The 16,511-nt window shown below is 70.2% G+C and carries 15 protein-coding genes; 8 read left to right on the forward strand and 7 right to left on the reverse strand.

What is annotated here, in order from left to right:
* From D7Y15_RS36495 to D7Y15_RS36510, 4 genes are all read left to right on the forward strand, one after another.
* The coding region (locus D7Y15_RS36495; protein ID WP_368667420.1) for a HEAT repeat domain-containing protein at positions 1–1,737 on the forward strand (1,737 nt) is incomplete at its 5' end.
* A 16-nt stretch (positions 1,738–1,753) separates the two neighbouring features.
* Entirely contained in the window at positions 1,754–3,295 is a 1,542-nt protein-coding gene (locus D7Y15_RS36500) for an ATP-binding protein (RefSeq protein WP_121755457.1), read from the forward strand.
* Positions 3,292–4,683 carry a sigma-54 dependent transcriptional regulator gene (locus D7Y15_RS36505; protein ID WP_121755458.1) on the forward strand — a complete coding sequence of 464 codons (1,392 nt, stop codon included), beginning with the start codon at positions 3,292–3,294 and terminating at the stop codon, positions 4,681–4,683. The genes D7Y15_RS36500 and D7Y15_RS36505 overlap by 4 nt, the downstream gene beginning before the upstream one ends.
* Before the next feature lie 182 nt (positions 4,684–4,865).
* Positions 4,866–6,203: an FAD-binding oxidoreductase gene (locus tag D7Y15_RS36510; RefSeq protein ID WP_121755459.1), complete on the forward strand. Its 1,338-nt coding sequence runs from the start codon at positions 4,866–4,868 to the stop codon at positions 6,201–6,203.
* Positions 6,204–6,206: 3 nt separating this feature from the next.
* Here D7Y15_RS36510 and D7Y15_RS36515 read toward each other — a convergent pair whose 3' ends face one another.
* The 3 genes from D7Y15_RS36515 to D7Y15_RS36525 form a co-directional block, all read right to left on the reverse strand.
* The gene (locus D7Y15_RS36515) at positions 6,207–7,589 is read right to left on the reverse strand and encodes a wax ester/triacylglycerol synthase family O-acyltransferase (protein WP_121755460.1); all 1,383 of its coding nucleotides are present in this window, start codon (positions 7,587–7,589) and stop codon (positions 6,207–6,209) included.
* A 44-nt stretch (positions 7,590–7,633) separates the two neighbouring features.
* Positions 7,634–8,437, reverse strand: coding sequence for a hypothetical protein (locus D7Y15_RS36520; RefSeq protein WP_121755461.1), 804 nt, complete (start codon positions 8,435–8,437; stop codon positions 7,634–7,636).
* A gap of 94 nt (positions 8,438–8,531) precedes the next feature.
* A complete protein-coding gene (locus D7Y15_RS36525) occupies positions 8,532–9,527 on the reverse strand; it encodes a class I SAM-dependent methyltransferase (RefSeq protein WP_121755462.1) in 996 nt (331 codons plus the stop codon).
* 455 nt (positions 9,528–9,982) lie between these two features.
* On the opposite strand from D7Y15_RS36525, the gene D7Y15_RS44945 reads away from it, so the two are divergent.
* From D7Y15_RS44945 to D7Y15_RS36545, 4 genes are all read left to right on the forward strand, one after another.
* Positions 9,983–10,375, forward strand: coding sequence for a hypothetical protein (locus D7Y15_RS44945; protein ID WP_158629188.1), 393 nt, complete (start codon positions 9,983–9,985; stop codon positions 10,373–10,375).
* Between the two features lie 89 nt (positions 10,376–10,464).
* Positions 10,465–11,844, forward strand: a complete 1,380-nt coding sequence (locus tag D7Y15_RS36535; protein ID WP_120579970.1) for a hypothetical protein — start codon at positions 10,465–10,467, stop codon at positions 11,842–11,844.
* Between the two features lie 9 nt (positions 11,845–11,853).
* Positions 11,854–12,801 carry a DUF6310 domain-containing protein gene (locus tag D7Y15_RS36540; protein ID WP_120579971.1) on the forward strand — a complete coding sequence of 316 codons (948 nt, stop codon included), beginning with the start codon at positions 11,854–11,856 and terminating at the stop codon, positions 12,799–12,801.
* Positions 12,782–13,546: a DUF5953 family protein gene (locus D7Y15_RS36545; RefSeq protein WP_120579972.1), complete on the forward strand. Its 765-nt coding sequence runs from the start codon at positions 12,782–12,784 to the stop codon at positions 13,544–13,546. Before D7Y15_RS36540 ends, D7Y15_RS36545 begins: the two co-directional genes overlap by 20 nt.
* Before the next feature lie 6 nt (positions 13,547–13,552).
* On the opposite strand, the gene D7Y15_RS36550 is transcribed toward D7Y15_RS36545, so the two are convergent.
* The 4 genes from D7Y15_RS36550 to D7Y15_RS36565 form a co-directional block, all read right to left on the reverse strand.
* Positions 13,553–14,020, reverse strand: a complete 468-nt coding sequence (locus D7Y15_RS36550; protein WP_121755463.1) for a hypothetical protein — start codon at positions 14,018–14,020, stop codon at positions 13,553–13,555.
* Between the two features lie 75 nt (positions 14,021–14,095).
* Positions 14,096–14,584 (reverse strand): serine/threonine protein kinase, encoded by a 489-nt coding sequence (locus D7Y15_RS36555; RefSeq protein WP_120579974.1) that lies wholly within the window; start codon positions 14,582–14,584, stop codon positions 14,096–14,098.
* 13 nt (positions 14,585–14,597) lie between these two features.
* Complete coding sequence (locus tag D7Y15_RS36560; protein ID WP_233597357.1) at positions 14,598–15,530, reverse strand: DUF2381 family protein; 933 nt, start codon at positions 15,528–15,530, stop codon at positions 14,598–14,600.
* Between the two features lie 40 nt (positions 15,531–15,570).
* A partial coding sequence (locus tag D7Y15_RS36565) for a site-2 protease family protein (RefSeq protein ID WP_148712961.1) occupies positions 15,571–16,511 on the reverse strand: 941 nt, incomplete at its 5' end.

A 16,511-nucleotide genomic window follows, 5' to 3' on the forward strand; every position in this document is an offset into this window, starting at 1 on the left:
CAGCAGGCCCGCGCGGCCCAGACCGCCACGCCGACCCAGCCGCCGGTTCCCCCCGCGCCGCCCCGGGGCGAGCCGTCGTTCATCATCTTCAGCAACCCCGCGTCCACGCAGGGCGCGACCCGTCCTCGCGCGACGGAGCCCGCCCCCGTTCCGGGTGCCTCCAGCGCGCCGGATGCCGCCGTACCGGAATGGACGCTGCCCCAGGCCCGCTCCGCGCTGCGCGAGTCGACGCGAGACCTGGACCGCCTGCTGGACGTGGCACTGCGCTTCGGCCGCCGCACGTTCGACTACGTGGCCGCCTTCGCCGTCGTGCGCGGCGCCGCGGGTGGCTGGGACGCGCGCGGTGAGGGCCTGGACGCGAACGCCCTCTCCCTGGTCTCCATCCCCCTGGACGCGAGCAGCGTCTTCCGCACCGTCGCCGTCACGCGCGGCAGCTACGCGGGCCCGCTGCCTCCGGACGCGCTCACGCGGCACTACCTGGAGCTCTTCGGACGCCAGGCCCCGCGCACCGTCTTCCTGTACCCGGTGGAGGTGAAGGGCCGCCTCGTGGCCATCCTCTACGGCGACTGCGGCCAGAAGCCGATGAGCCAGCGCCGGCTGAGCGACTACATCCTGTTCTGCCAGGACCTGCCGGCCGCCTTCCAGGAGCTCATCCTCTTCCGCAAGCAGCGCGTGTCCGAGCTGCGCGCGCCAGAAGAGGACATCACCATCGACGTGGACGTGCCCGGCTTCCCTGCCCCGGTCCAGCCCGCTCCCGCGCCCGCCGTGGTCGCGGGGCTCGGGTGGAACCCCGTCTTCGGCCGTGGAGGCGTGGCCAACCTGGGCCGCGCCGCCGCCCTGCCTCCGCGCGTGCTGTCGCCGGAAGAGCGCCCGCCCCCGGACTTCACGCCGCTCCTGCGCCGGCTCACCGGCCCGGACGCGTCCCAGCGCTCCAGCGCCATCGCGGAGCTGGCGCGTTCACCTGAAGCCAGCGCCCGGGTGCTCGCGCAGCACTTCCCCGGCCCCACCGCCTGGAGCCGCCTGCCCGTGGTGGAGCTGCCAGAAGCGGACGAACTGGGCCCCATCCCCGCGGCCCTGTCGCGCCTGGGCCGTCCCGCGGCCCTCGCGCTGGCGCCGCTGTTGGACTCGAACGACGCGGACACGCGCTACCTGGCGCTGCTCACCGCGGGCAACCTGCCCTACGCGGAGCTGGTGGACGGCGTGCTGCGCGGCCTGTTCGACATGGAGCCGGACATCTCCAGCGCCGCGCGAGTCGCCGCCGCCGCGCTCAAGCACCTGCCGCGCCTGGACGCGTCCCTGCGCGACCTGCGCCAGGAGCTGGCCAGCCGGGACGCCCTGCGCCGCTCGCTGGCGGCCCGTGCCCTGGGCACGCTGCACGACCGCGACGCCATCGAGGGTCTCATCAACCTCACCGGCAGCGACGACGCCATGTGCGCGCAGGCCGCCGCGGAAGCCCTGCGCGAAGTCACCCGCGCGACGCTGGGCCTCCAGCCGCGCCAGTGGTCGGCGTGGTGGGCGGAGAACCGCAGCCGCCGCCGCGCGGACTGGCTGGTGGCCGCTCTCCGTCACCGCGAGCTGGACGTGCGGCTCGCCGCCATCGAGGAACTGAGCCGCGCCCTGCACGACACGCTGGGCTACTACGCGGACGCTCCCGACGCGGAGCGCGAGTCCGCGGTGCGGCGCTGGGAGTCGGCGGCGGTCGACCCCGCCAACGCCCGCCGGTTGGGCATGCTCTGAGCCACGGAGGCGCGCGATGACGGGCGCCATGTGGGTCAGCCTGCTGGCGTGCGCGGGGCAGCTCGCGCTCGCCGGCATCGCGCTCGCCCGCGTGGGACGAAGCCCCCTCGCGCTGCCGCTGTCTCTCTTGTCCATCGCGCTGTCGACCTGGAACTTCTCCGCCTTCGGGCTGGCGCGTTCGGGGGACACCGGCTGGCGGCTGATGGGCTTCGCCGCGGCGCTGATGACGCTGCCGTGCGCGTTGCACTTCATCCTCGCGTTCGTGGGCCGCCGCCGCCGCTCCGCCCGGGTCCTGTACGGCACCTACGCGGTGATGGGCGCGCTCGCGCTGACGATGATCATCGCCATGGGCGTGCCCGCGCTGCAGGAGCGCATCTACACCTTCCGCTTCGGGCTCGCGGTCGCCTTGGGCGTCATCCCCATCCTCACCACGGGCTTCGTGCTGCTCACGCGCCACCTGCGCCACACAAGCACGGAGAACTCGCAGGACGAACGGGCGCGAGCGGGCTTGATGCTGCTGGGGCTGACGTTACTCGTCGCGCTGCTGCTCACGGACCTGGCGGCGGACATGGCCCTGCCCGTGCCGAAGCTGGGCAACGTGGGCACGCTGCTGGGCCTGCCGGTGATGGCCACCGCGTCCCTGCGCTTCCAGCTCTTCGGCAAGGACGCGCGCGCCACGAACGCGGCGATGCACGCGGTCGTGCTCGCGCTGGTGGGCGTGCTCGCCTACCTGGTGCTCTTCCGCGCCTTCGCCGCCGAGTCGGGAGCGCTGGTCGTGGGCACCACCGCCATCACCCTCGCGCTGCTCGCGGCGGCGCGGCGGGGCGTCACCGCCTTCGTCACCCAGCGCGAGCGACTGGAGCAACTGGCCACGCTGGGACGCTTCTCCGCGCAGATGGCGCACGACCTGAAGAACCCCATCGCCGCGCTCAAGGGCGCCGCGCAGTACCTGAAAGAGGAGCACGCGCGCGGCCACTCCTGGGACGCTCACGGTGACTTCCTGGACCTGCTGCTGGAACAGGTGGAGCGCCTGGACCGCGTGGCGGGCACCTACCAGCGCCTCGCGCGAGTCGAACCGCTGCGCCGGCCGCTGGACTTGAACCGGCTGGTGGAGGGCGTGCTGTCACTCCAGGCCTTCGCGACGCCAGGAGCGGTGGAGCTGAAGAAGGAGCTCGCGCCCGGCCTGCCCGAGTGCGCGGGAGACGAGGACCTGCTCGCCAACGCGCTGGAGAACCTGGTGCGCAACGCCTACGAGGCCATGCCCGAGGGCGGCACCCTCACCGTGCGCACGCAGCGGGACGGCGGCGCGGTGGTGGTGGAGGTGCAGGACACCGGCAGCGGCATGGACGCGCGCACGCGAGAGCGGGCCTTCGACGACTTCTTCACCACCAAGGCGACGGGCAGCGGACTGGGGCTGGCCTTCGTGCGGCGCGTGGCGGAGGCGCACGGAGGCACTGCGTCCCTGACGAGCGGCGAGGGGCATGGCACCATCCTCCGCCTGCGCCTGCCGGCGGCCCCCGTTTCCCAGGCCCCGGCATCCGAGGGAGAAGCCGCGTGAGCGAAGCACTGAAGGGCCACGTCCTGGTGGTCGACGATGATCCCGCGCTGCTCAAGGTACTGGGCGCGCTGCTCACCCAGGCGGGCCTCACTCCGCATCCAGCCTCGAACGCGAAGGACGCCCTGGCCCTGCTCGCGCGCCGCCCCATCGACGTGGTGCTGAGCGACGTGCGCATGCCGGGCATGAGCGGCATGGAGCTGCTCGCGGAGGTGGGACGCGGCTGGCCGGACGTGCCCGTGCTGCTGATGACCGCGCACGGCACGGTGCCGCTCGCGGTGGAGGCGATGAAGGCGGGCGCGGCGGACTTCGTGCTCAAGCCCTTCGACCGCGAGGAACTCCTCTTCACGCTGAAGAAGGCCCTGCTCCACGCGAGCCAGGACCCGGAGCCCACGCGAGGCACCGGCAAGGCGCCGGACGGACTCGACAGCCTGCTCATGGGCGCGAGCCGCGCGATGAAGGACGTGAAGGCCCTGCTGGTGAAGGCCGCCCAGGGCACCGCCACGGTGCTGCTCCGGGGCGAGTCCGGCACGGGCAAGGAGCTGGCCGCGCGAGCCCTGCACGAAAACAGTCCCCGGCGCGCGGGCCCGTTCGTGAAGCTGCACTGCGCGGCGCTCCCGGACACGCTCTTGGAGAGCGAGCTGTTCGGCTACGAGAAGGGCGCCTTCACTGGCGCGGCGACGCGCAAGCCCGGACGCGTGGAACTGGCGCACGGCGGCACGCTGTTCCTCGACGAGATTGGCGACGTGTCCCCCGCCGTGCAGGTGAAGCTCCTGCGCGTGCTCCAGGAGCGCGAGTTCGAACGGCTGGGCGGAACGCAGACAGTGAAGATCGACGTGCGCTTCGTCGCGGCCACGCACCAGTCGCTGGAGGACGGCGTGCGCCGGGGCACCTTCCGCGAGGACCTCTTCTACCGGCTCAACGTGGTGCCCCTCTGGTTGCCCACGCTGCGCGAGCGGCCGGAGGACATCGCGGCCCTCGCCCGCCACTTCCTGGACGTGCACGCCAAGAGCAACGGGCGGCCTCCGTTCACCCTGAGCGAGGACGGCCTGCGCGCGCTCCAGGCCCAGCCGTGGCCCGGCAACGTGCGCCAGTTGCAGAACTTCCTGGAGCGGCTGGTGGTGCTCTCCGACGGGCCCATGCTGACCGGCGAGGACGTGGCGCGTGAACTCTCCCGCCAGCCGGGACTCGCGCCACCGCCCGTCGCCGCGCCGCTGCCTCCGTCGCCGTCCGACTCCGTCACGCTGGAGTCACGTCGCAAGGACGTGGAGAAGGAAGCGCTGGTGGATGCGCTGAAGCGCTCGGGTGACAACCGCACGCTGGCTGCCCGGCTGCTCGGGGTGAGCCGGCGCACGCTCTACAACAAGCTGGAGGAGCACGGCCTGCTGTAGAGGTGCCGGGAGGGCGACCCGCTGGAATCCAGCCCGTGTTGTCACCGAATGCTTCCGTGTACGGACCTGACTTCCAGGCTTATGCTGCTTCGCGCTCGTACTCCCTGGACGCGGCACCGCAGCGCACCCGAGTCCCCCTCCCGGCCCGCAAGGGCTGGCTGACACGAAGGAGCAACGCCCCCATGACCCAGTCCCTCGCCGCCCGCGTGAGCGGTCCCGTCTACACCCCCAACGACGCGGGCTATGCCCCGGAGAGCGCCGGCTTCAACGTCCTCGTCACGCACTCGCCGCAGTACGTGGTGGCGGTGAAGTCCACGAAGGACGTGGCGGAGGCCATCCGCTTCGCCCGGGAGAACCAGCTGCCCGTCTCCGTGCAGGCCACGGGGCACGGCACGTACGCGCCCGTCACCTCTGGCGTGCTCCTCTCCACGAAGGCGCTGAACCACGTGAGCATCGACCCCGCGACGCGCATCGCCACCATTGGCGCGGGCGCGCGCTGGGAGCCGGTCATCGAGGAGGCGGCGAAGCACGGCCTGACGCCCATCGCCGGCTCGTCCACGAACGTGGGCGTGGTGGGCTACCTGCTGGGCGGCGGCCTGGGGCCGCTGGTGCGCAGCCACGGCGTCAGCTCCGACTACGTGGTGGGCTACACGCTCGTCACCTCTGACGGCGAGACGGTGGAGGCGAGCGCCGAGCATCACCCGGACCTGTTCTGGGCCCTGCGCGGCGGCAAGGGCGGCTTCGGCATCGTGACGGAGGTGAAGCTCCAGCTGGTGGAGATGCGCTCGCTCTACGCGGGCAGCCTCTTCTTCGCGGAGGAGCACATCGAGGCCGTGCTGCGCGGCTGGGTGAAGTGGACGGCGGAGGCGGACGCGCGCGTGTCCACGAGCATCGCCGTGATGCGCTTCCCGCCGTTCGACTTCATCCCGCCCCCGCTGCAGGGGCGCACGGTGCTCAACCTGCGCTTCGCCTTCCCGGGCTCCACGGAAGAGGGCGCGAAGCTGGCGGCGCCCCTGCGCGCGCTGGCGCCCCTCTACCTGGACATGCTGGGCGAGCTGCCCGTGACGCAGATCGCGCGCATCCACAATGATCCGGACAAGCCCAGCCCCGTCTGGACCCACGGAATGATGCTGACCCACGTGGACCAGGACCTGGCGACCACGCTGCTGCGACACGTGGGCGCTGGCGTGCAGACGCCGTACTTCCTGCTGGAGCTGCGGCACCTGGGCGGCGCCAGCCAGAAGGACGTGGCGGGCGGCTCGGCGGTGGGCGGCCGCGGTGGCAACTTCGTCGTCGGTCTGGTGGGCATGCACCCGCCGCTGTTCGAGACGGTGCTGCCCGGCGCCACCGAGGGCCTGCGCGCGGAGCTGAAGCCGTGGCTGTCGCCGGAGATGACCATCAACTTCATGGGCAAGGTCCGCGACGCGGAGCACTTCGACAGCGCCTGGCCGGACGCCATCCGCGCGAAGCTCAAGGAAGTGCGCGGCAAGTACGACCCGCACAAGCTCTTCGCGAAGTAGCGCTCAGGGAGCCATCGTCGCCAGCGCGTCCAGTTCCTCCTGGAACGCGGCGACGAGGGCCCCCGGGTCGGGCACGCGTGACGCATCCGAGGCCACGCCCACGGTCACCTGTCCCGAGTAGCTGAAGAGGCTGACCCCCAGGCCCACGTGGCCGGCCTGGGGGACCCAGAACGTGAGTCCCTTGAGTCGGCTGCCCGCGAGCGACACCGGCTGGCGCGGCCCGGGCACGTTGGTGGCGACGAGCGACGCCTTGGTGCCCATCACGTCCACGACGGCGCGCTCCAGCGCCGCGGGCGTGCGGCCCAGAAGCTCCAACACGCCGGACGTCACCACGGCCTCCGGTGAGCGCTTGAGGTGCTCCATCCGCTTCGCCACTTCGCGCAAGCGGCGGCGCGGTTCCGCCAGGTGCACGGGGAGCCGCAGGAACACCACGCCGAAGCGGTTGCCCAGCTCGCGAGGCACCGGCACATCCATGGGCCGCAGGTTCACCGGCACCAGCGCGTGCACGTCCTCCAGTGGAGCGTCCCGCGTGGCCAGATAGCGCCGCAGCGCGCCCGTCACCGCCGTGAGCAGCACGTCGTTCACCGTGCCGCCCAGGGTCCGGCCCACGGCCTTCACCCGCTCCAACTCAATGGGCTCCGACCACGCGGCGACCTTCCGGGGACCCAGCGGTCCGCGCAAGGGAGAGCGTGGATCCGGAGGCAGCACCAGCAGCTTCCCCAATGCCGCCGCGCCCTTCGCGCCTTCGCGAACAAGGTCGCCCGCGAGGATGGGCTCACGCACCATTTCCGCGCCCTTGCGCAGCGCGGAGCGGGCGCCCCGGGCGAAACGCAGCCAGCCAGGAGCGCCTGGCCGCCGCTCCGGTTCGGAAGGCGTGACCGCTTCCTGGCTTTCATCCCAGGTTTCCGGCACGGCGCCCGCGTCCACCGGATCCGTGAGGGACAGCAACACCCGCGCGAGCGCGATGCCATCCGCGATGCAGTGGTGCAGCCGCGCGAGCAGCACGTCCCCGCCCGGCGCACCGCGCACCAGGTGGAAGTGCCACAGCGGACGGGAGCGCTCCAGAGGCACACCCAGCCAGTCCCCGACGAGCGCCTCCAGCCCCGCGCGTCCCGCCGACTCCGGCACGCGCAGCGTGGACAGGTGCTCCTCCAGCTCGAAGTCCGGCGCGTCCTCCCAGTGCGGCGCGCCCAGCGGCCCGGGCACAACCCGCTGACGGAAGCGCGGGTAGCGCTCCACCAGCCGCTCGCGCACCACCGCGCGCAGGCGCTCCAGGTCCACGGCGCCGTCGAACCACAGCACCGCGGTGATCATCATCAGGTTCGCGGGCTCCTCCATCTGGAGCCACGCCGCGTCCATGCTCGCCATCCGCTCGCGGCCTGCCATGGCGTCCTTCTCACCCGCGCACCCCGGTGGGGGCAAGGTCCTCCTCAAGGCTTGGGGTGCGGCTCCGGCGCTTCCTGCTTCTCCCGTTCGAACTGGAACGTCTGCCGGGTGGCGCCCGGCACCGTGAGGACGAGCGAGTCCTTCTCTTCAATGGCGTACGTGAAGTCCCCGCCCTTGAACTTGCCCTTCGTCAGGGGCACCACGCGCTCCTTGCCGCACACCGGGCCCACCGCCTGACCGTCCTGCGTGCGCAGCGCCAGGTGCTTCTTGTCCTTCACCTCCAGCCGGCCCCACGCGCGAACATCCAGCGTGCTGCCGCGCCCGAGCGTCGCGTCATCCAGCTTCGTCCGCATCACGAAGCATCCGCTCGGCGTGATCTGCAACGCCCGCGCGTAGTCGGACCGGGGCTGCACGTCGATGCGCTCCTCCTTTCCCTGGTCCGTGTCCGGGATGCTCGCCGCGGACAGCACCCACGTGCCCACCAGCGCTTCGGGGACGGCCGTGCCCTTGGGCGCCTTGTCGCCTTCGCACGGGTTCGTCGCCAGCTTCTCCGGGCTCTTGGGCGCGGGCTCGAAGGACTTCTCGCAGGTGAGGCCGCACGACTTCGCCGCGCACGCCGTGTCATCCGGCGCGCAGGCCGCCTTGCTGGTGCAGGTCTTCAGCCGCTTGAGCGCGTCCTCGCAGCCCTCGCGCATGCACTTGTCGACGCACTCCGCGTCGATGCACTCCGCGACACAGACCCAGTTGGTGCGGCCACACACGCCCGCGACGGTGCGGGGAGACTGGGCCGCCGCGGGCAGCGAGGCGGCGGAGACGAGAAGCAGGACGAGGAGTCGGAACGGTCGCATGCGCCATGCAAGCTAGGCAGTGCGCCCACCTCCGGCGACACCCGGAGGCAGGCAGGCTGTCCACCGGGCATCACTCCGGGCTCCGGCACCGCCGTCAGGTGAACTGCCACCGCCAGGTGCGCGGGTCGGACGGATTGGGCAGCTCCAGCTCGAAGTCCAGCGTGTCGTAGCGGTTGAACTCGCGAGGCTCCACGCGCAGGAGCGTCATCGCCGTGGTGTTGCGCTCGCGCATGGGGGACACGTCGAAGGACAGCTCCGCGTCGAAGGCGACCTTGTAGAAGAGGCAGAAGCCGTCCACCCGCCCGTCCTCCTCCACCGGCCGCTGGATGCGCACGCGCGAGGGCAGCCCCTCCGCGCGCATCGTCTCCAGGTCGAACCCGAACGCGGGCTCCGGCTCACACAGCAGGTGGTCCACCTCGTAGGAGCGCACCAGCCGCGTGAAGTACGACGGGCTCATCGCCTCGCGCAGCGACTGGAGGCAGCGGAAGTCCACGTGGGGCAGGTGCTGCGTCCAGATGAACGGGACACATGCCTCCTCGCGGAGCTGCACGGGCTCCACGTAGACCTCGAAGCGGTTGGGGAGGATGCGGCCGCCGGGCTTGAGCAGGCGCGAGCGCAAGTCCAGCATCCGGGGCACGAGCCCCGCGTCGAGCAGCGCATCTCCCAACAGCTCATGCAGCAGCACGTCCGCCTTCTCCTGCGGCTGGAAGTGCCAGGTGGGCTCGCGCACGAAGGCGATGCGGTCCAGGCCGTTGCGGCGGGCCACCCATTGCGTGGTGTCCAACAGACGCGAGTCATCCACCGCGTACAGCTTGCGCGGGTTCTGGTGCGCGGCGAGGAAGGTGCGCAGGCCGGTGCCGGCCTTCACGTCCACCACCACCTGGTTGGGGCGCACGTAGCGCTCCACCGCGCGGCGCCACATCTCCACGCGTTGAGGATCCGCCAGCACGGAGTCCTGCGGCGCCGGACTGGACAGGGACAGGCTGTTGGGCGCGTGCCGGCGGTGGAGATGGGACACGATCGGCAGGTGGCTGAGACGCGAGCGCAGGTCCATCAATGCCTGACGCGGCAGGTCGAGCAGGTTCGACATGGTGGCTTCCCCCCGGAAGGCCGTGACGGTCCCGACAAAGACGCGGTCGACCACACCGTCCCCCGGAACCGGACTGCGAACGATGCGTGAGAGACGGGCTCCAACCCAATACGTCCCGAGGGCCACTCACTGTCCCCACGTGAACATCCCGCCTCGCACCGGGGTCCGAGAATCCACTCGCACCGCTTCGTGACAATCCCTCAAAGCAGGAAGGCACCGGTCGCCCCGGTGACCTCTCGCCGGCGGGTTGGAGACGGCGCCGGCGAGAGGCTTTCCCACCTGCACGGGAGCGTCCGCGAATGACAGTCCAAGCATCCCTCCGGGCGGGCAAGAAAACAGGTGGAGTGCGTCTTTTCCGGAAAGCCGCTCATTCACGAGCCCTGCTCGTGGACGGGAGGAAGGCTGCCGGTCACGCCCGTGGATGGACCCAGGTCTTGATGGAAGAGGGGTCACGGATGATGCGAGCGATGGAATCGCGGACGCAGGGCGGGCGGGAGCTGGTGGAGAACGTCGAGGGCGCGGCGCACTGGGAGGCGCAGCCGTGGCGTCTTCAGCTCCAGGACACGCGGGCGCGCGAGCACCGGGTGGCGCGGTCCGTGTGGGTGGCGGCGCTGCTGGCGGAGGGCTGCGCGGCGGAGGCGGAGGTGGCGGGGTTCGCGGGGGCGCTGGAGGACCGGGCGTCGCTGAGCATCGCGCAGGTGCTGCGCTTCGTGGACGGCGTGCGGGTGCGCATGGCGCTGGCGTGCACGGACGACGAGGTGTTGCAGCTGGCCTACCTGCGCCGCAGCGCGGAGGAGCTGGCGGAGCGGATGATTGACTGGGCCAACACGGGGCGGCTGCCGGCGTAGGGCCAGCGGGGCGCCGTGCGGACGTTGGTGATGGGCGTCCCGGGTGGGAGTGCCTTGACAGGGGCCGTGGGTCGCTTTCAGGTGGGGGCATGCTCGCCCTCGCACTTGCCGCCACGCTGGCGGCCGCACCCGCGCCTCGCGTCGCCGCCTCCACGGTCACGGTCCTCCACGCCCCGCAGTTGGATCAGCTCCAGGGGTTGAACGCGTTCCTGACGCGGGCCGGGGCGTACTCGCAGCTGCTGAACCCGGAGGCGTGGCGCGGAGAGCTGCACCCCATCCTGCAACTCGACCTCGGGAAGCCAGAGGTGATGGAGGCGCAGGGCATCGACGTGACGGGGCCGCTGACGGTGTCCATGCGGCAGGACGGCCGCATCGCGTGCACGCGGGTGAAGGACACGAAGGTGTTCCAGGAAGCAACGGCGAACGTGCTCGCGCGCAACGGCGACGTGAAGGCGGGCACGGTGAAGGGCGTGACGACGCTCCGCGCGCCGAGCGCCTCGGGTGGCTTCGGCGGCTACGTCATCAAGGGCCAGGAGGCCTGCGCCTTCCTGAGCACGGATTCGGACGACGCGCTCCGCAAGGAGGCCGCGAAGCTGGTGGCGCTCAAGGCGGCGGCCGCGGACGCGCGCATGGCCACGGTGCCGGGGGTGCTGTACCTGTCCACGAAGGACGGCGTGTTGGCGTTGGACGGCACGGCGACGGGGCTGAAGGTGGAGGGCACGACGACGAAGCTGCCGCTGCCGCCCTTCCAGGCCAAGGGCACGAGCCCCTACGGCGCCATGTCCCCCGCGGGCCTGCTCTTCGCCAGGGCACAGGTGGCGCCGACAGGCGTGGCGCAGGCGGTCGATTCAGTGGGGGCCGCGGTGCAGTCGGTGTGTCCCGCGTGTCCGGCGGCGGACGTGAAGGCGGTGACGGACGCGCTGGCGAAGCAGATGACGGGGCAGGTGTTGTTCGGCGTGGACTCGGTGGTGGTGCGCGGTTCACTGCGCAAGCCGGAGGTGCGCTTCTTCGCGGCGAAGCAGGCGTTGGCGGCGGAGGTGACGGACGCGGCGGCGGTGAAGGCGGCGCTGGCCCCGCTGGCGAAGTTCCCGGGCGCCAGGACGCTGGAGGACGGCTACGCGATGGAGGCCAAGGGCGGCAGCGTCTACGTGCGGCTCAAGGGCAAGCAGCTGGTGTTCGGCAATGACTCCACGGTGACGCAGACGATGCTCGCGTCGCTGCCGGAGAAGGGCGGCCCGCTGAAGCGCGCGGTGGAGTTCACGCTGGATCCGAAGAAGCTGGCGCGGGGCCTGTCGCAGGTGTCGCTGATGGACGTGATGGGCGACGAGCGCCTGGCCGCGTTCTTCGGAGCGAGCACGGAGCTGGGCCCCCTGCTCGCGAAGAGCGACAGCATCACCGGCTGGCTGGACAGTGCGCCCAACGGCGCGCACCGCTTCCAGATGAACTGGTCTTTGCCGGAGAAGAACTGAAGCACGAACATGCGATTCCTCGCCGCCACCGCGCTCCTGCTGTTCCTTTCTGCATGTGCCACATCGACGCCGCAGATGAAGGCGCCAGCGGTTCGTGAGTCACGCTTCACCAATCTCCAGCGAGCAGCAACGTTGCCCTGGAGGGACGAGGGGAAGTGCGTCGTCCGGGAAGCCTCTCAGCCGTGGGACGTGGTGGTGGAGCGGTGCTTTCAGGCGCTCGACTCCAGGAGGATCCGTTTCGAGGACTCCGAGCATCGCTGCCCCGTGGCATCAGCGGACGCGGCCGCCCTGCAAACCATGGTGGGCGTCTGCCTTCTGACCCAACCGGAGATCGTCGTGGGTGCGGTGATCGTCATCGGTGTCGTGGTGGTGGCGGTCGCCATCGCGGAAGAGCTGGAGGCATACGAACTGCGGCATGCCTATCCGGATGAAGATGCGCCCCGGACCCAGCCACTCACGCAACAGTCCGTGGTGGAGCATGGCCCTGACCCCACAGGGCGTTCCTCCGGGCAGGACTGGTTTCCTCCACCCGGGCCCCCCAGTTCCGCGGAGCCACGAGAGCGCCGCCCGGAGTGCATTCCCAAACGGGTACCACCCAAAGGCGGCCATCCCCTTCACAACAGATGTGCGGACGGAATCCCGGGCAACACCTTCCGCGGCGCCAATGCCCTGGTCAACGGCAAGGCCTACGACGGGCTCCAGTCCGCGTTCCGCACGCTCTGGGAGGTGAAGACCGACAATTTCGACACGTACTCAGCCTTCCTGCGAAGGACGGTGCCAGAGAAGCAGTTGATGGAGATGCGGCACGAACGCGACCTCGCTCGTGCGTGTGGATTCGACTTTCGGGTCGGCGTTCGCAGTGCCGCGCATCAAGAGGCGTTGGAGATCGCGGATCCCGATCTCGAGGGAACCATCATCCTCATGGAGTGGTGCAAGGATGACGAAGCAGAGGAATAACCTGGTCATGATGACCTACGCGCCCGCGCTCGTAGGCAATGACAGCCGCCCTCTGGCCGTCGTCCACGGCATGGAGCGAGCCATCCCCGGCCTGCGCCTGGACTGGGCGATTTCCGTCGAAGGAAATCCCTATCCCCTGCCCCAACGGGACGCATGGGTCCTCGGCGGCAGGCCGGATGGCCCCGGGTTCCCTCTGGTCTGCAATGGCCCCAACGAGAGTGAACTCGTCACGGTCTACGGACTGGAGATCTCAGCGGACTCCGGGCCAGGAGGCCAACCGTTGTTCGACGTCCACGCGGAGATGCCGATGAATGCGGGCAACCTCGCGGCGGCAGGGAATCTGCTGGAAGGTATCGCGGAGGGCGCGCGCGCGTTCTGGGGTCACGCGACACCTTTTCCCGCAGGCGTGGAGATCGCGCGTCAGACCAAGAATTGGGCAGCGAATCCAAAGCCTCCGCCTCGCGGACTGCCGGCACTCAAGCTCGCACGGGAAATCCCCTCACCGGAATGTCCCCATCGCCTGGGCTGGCTCAACTACTGGTCGGCCGCGACGGCGCGCCGCATCGGGTTCCCGGACCCGGTGCGCGACACGGAGCTGCTGTCGCGAGCCCGGCGCACCACAACGGGTGGATGGATTGTCCGCCTCACCGAGGAACCGCTCGATCTCGACATCCCCACCCATCTTGAAACGCTCCTGCGAGCCTACGAGCGCTTCCCAGCAATCGGCGGACGCGTGCCCACCTGAGCGCGGCTACTTGCGCACCAACTCCACCTGCATGCCCAACAGCTTGCGGCCCTCGCCCGTGGTGCCGCACATCGCGCCGTCCGTGAGCGGCCCCAGGGGGCGCTCCATCCCCTCCACCTTGCACCAGTAGCGCACCGTGTAGAGGTGCGCCCCCTCGCCGCGCAGCCGGATGCCGAAGGCCTCCAGACGCCGTGACTCGCCCTGTGTTCCGCAGGGCGTGCCCTCGGGCAGCCACCCCGAATCACCGGTGTCCTGGAGGTGGCACTGGTACTCCAGCTGCACGGCCTTCATGGGGCGCTTCAGGTGGAACTCGAACTGCTCGATGCGCTTGGGCTGCGTGGGCAGCCACGTGGCCCGGCTGGAGCTCTGGTTGCCGATGTCCTCGCTGTGCACCGTGCCCACCAGGTCCACCGTCTTCGAGGGACCGGCACCCAGCGTCGACGCCAACATCATTCCAACCAGCAGGCTCTTCATGGGGCTTCCTTGTGGGAGACACCCATCCCGACGTGGCCGGAGTGAACCTATTCACCCGGAGCGCGATGCCGTCCGCTACCGGTACGCATCGACGACGTAGGCCGCCGCGGTAGAGCCTTCGAGAATCGCCATCCCAGGCTTCGAGTCCGGACTCTTCCGCATCTGGTCCTGGCTGAGCCGAGCCACGGCACAGATGGGGAACTTCTCGCTGTCCGGTGGATGGGCCTCGTAATACCGGATGACGACCTGCGGTCCGCTCGTCCAGACCTGCCCATACAAACGGGTCGTCGCCTCCAACGTGCCAAAGTCATCCTCAAGGATGCTTTCAATCGGTCCGTCGTAGATCGTGGGACGCCGTGAACCAATCTGGTTCGCGTCCAGTTCGACCAATTGCGCGTCCCCCACACGCAACTTCAAGGCACGCATCGTCCGCTTGGCTTCCTCTGAGCACTCCTGCGGCCCAGGAGTTCCATCGGGGCGCAGCGACACCCCGCTGCTGGTACATCCAGAAGACGCAGCAATCAGTACGAAAGTGCCGAGCAGCAGGGCCTTGGTCATGGACATGGGGGCGACTTTTCTACTGCCGAACGAGTGCATGTTCCATCGCCACGGCGACCTGGAGGAGCCCATCCCCACGGAAGATCTGGAGGGCCAGATCCGCCAACTGACCACCCTCCAGTTCGAAGGAACTCTTGTCCACGACGACCGCGATCCTTCCCGACTGGCCAGGGACGATGACCGACCGTTCCATGCGCAACGCGAACGGGCGAGCCGTGCGGAGGGAGAGGTCACGAGTCACGGAAGCCCCCTCGAGCGTCCACGCCTCCTCGAGCACGGTGTTCCGCAAGGTCACCACGGCGGCTGCCTTGCCGGGTCCCTTGAAGAGTTCGACCACCATGTCCATGTCCTCGTGCCGCAGGCGGAAGACCCGCTTGCGCCGGAACGGCGTCTTCCCCACCTCTCCGTTGGAGAGAAGCGTCGCGTAGGCATGGTCGATGGAGTTCTCCTCCTTCTTGAACCGCTCGTTCTCCTCACGCAGCGCACGCTCTCGGTTGAGCGCGTCATACAGCCCTGAAAGCACCGCGTTGTAGCTGCCAGGGTCCTTGAACACATTGACCTGGTAGTCGATCCACCCCCAGGACTCGCGGAGCTTCGGCCTCACGAGGAAGGTGAACGCTGTCCCATCCGCGAGTGTCACGTGAAGCGGCAGCGCCTCCCCCTCGTCCAGGTCGCGCAGCGGCTCGATCACCACCTTCTTGCTTCCAACGAGCAGCGGTTCGAAGCGCCCCTCCCAGGCCAGGAGCCGTGTCTTCGTGGGCACGATGTCCTGCTCGAAGCGCAGCACGCTCGCCACCTGCGCGGAGACGTAGATGGACGGCGCTTCCTGTCCGGGATGGGCTGGAACCTGGAGCGTCCGGATCCTGAGCTTTTCTTCAAGCTCTCGGGCCAACGCCGGAAACGCCAACAAGCCGAGCAGCAGGCCGCATTTGAGTGACAGCGAAGAGGACATGGCTGCCCCCACTTATCAGGGTGGGTGCCATCCATCCAACCTACGCCGTCCGCTCGCGAGGCCACCCCGTCCCCGACCGCTGGCGCTCCGCCTCCTCCGCCCGCGCCAGCCCCCGCTGGATGTCATTCCAGTCCAGCGTCCCCGCGAGCAGCCCGTCCTCGTCCACCACCGCGGCCATGGGCACGCGCGCCTCCGCCATCCTCCGGAGCACCGCCCACCCGTCCTCGCGCAGGTCCGCCACCACTCCGTCCTCCATCGCGTCGCGAACCACGTAGCTTCCGCGCTGCGCCTCCGGCACCGCCTGCACCGCCGCCCACGTCACCCGCCCCACCGGCCGCCCCGTGCTCGTCACCGGCAACATGCTCACGTGCTCGTGACGCAGCGCCCAGTGCGCGTCCTGCATCGACAGGTCCAGGTCCACGCCCACCATCCGCGGCGTCATCAGCGCCTCCACCTGCACCTTCTCCAGCACTGCCTTCATCCGCACCTGCCGCGACTCCCCTTCCGCCCCCATCAGCACGAAGAACGCCACCACCAGCGTGAACGGGTTCAGCGTCACCAGCCCCCACACGCCGAACAACACCGCGAACAGCCGCCCCAGCCCCGCCGCCACCTTCGTCGCCCGCAGCAATCCCAGCCGGGGCGTCAGCGCCGCGCGCACGATGCGGCCTCCGTCCATGGGGAACGCCGGCAACAGGTTGAAGCCCCCCAGCACCGCGTTGAGCATCGCCAGCGTGAAGAGCGCGAACTGCACCTGGAACATCCCCAGGCCGTGCACCACCCACGTCAGCGCGCCCAGGAACGCCGCCAGCCCCAGGCTCGTCAGCGGGCCCACCAGCGCCATCAACGCCTCGTCCCGGGGACGCTTGGGCACCTCCGCCAGCTCTGACACACCGCCGACAATCATCAGCGTGATGCCGTGCACCTCGCCGCCATGCCGCAGCGCATAGAACGTGTGCGCCATCTCGTGCAGCAGCACCG

Source organism: Corallococcus sp. AB030 (assembly GCF_003668965.1).
Taxonomy (GTDB): domain Bacteria; phylum Myxococcota; class Myxococcia; order Myxococcales; family Myxococcaceae; genus Corallococcus; species Corallococcus exiguus.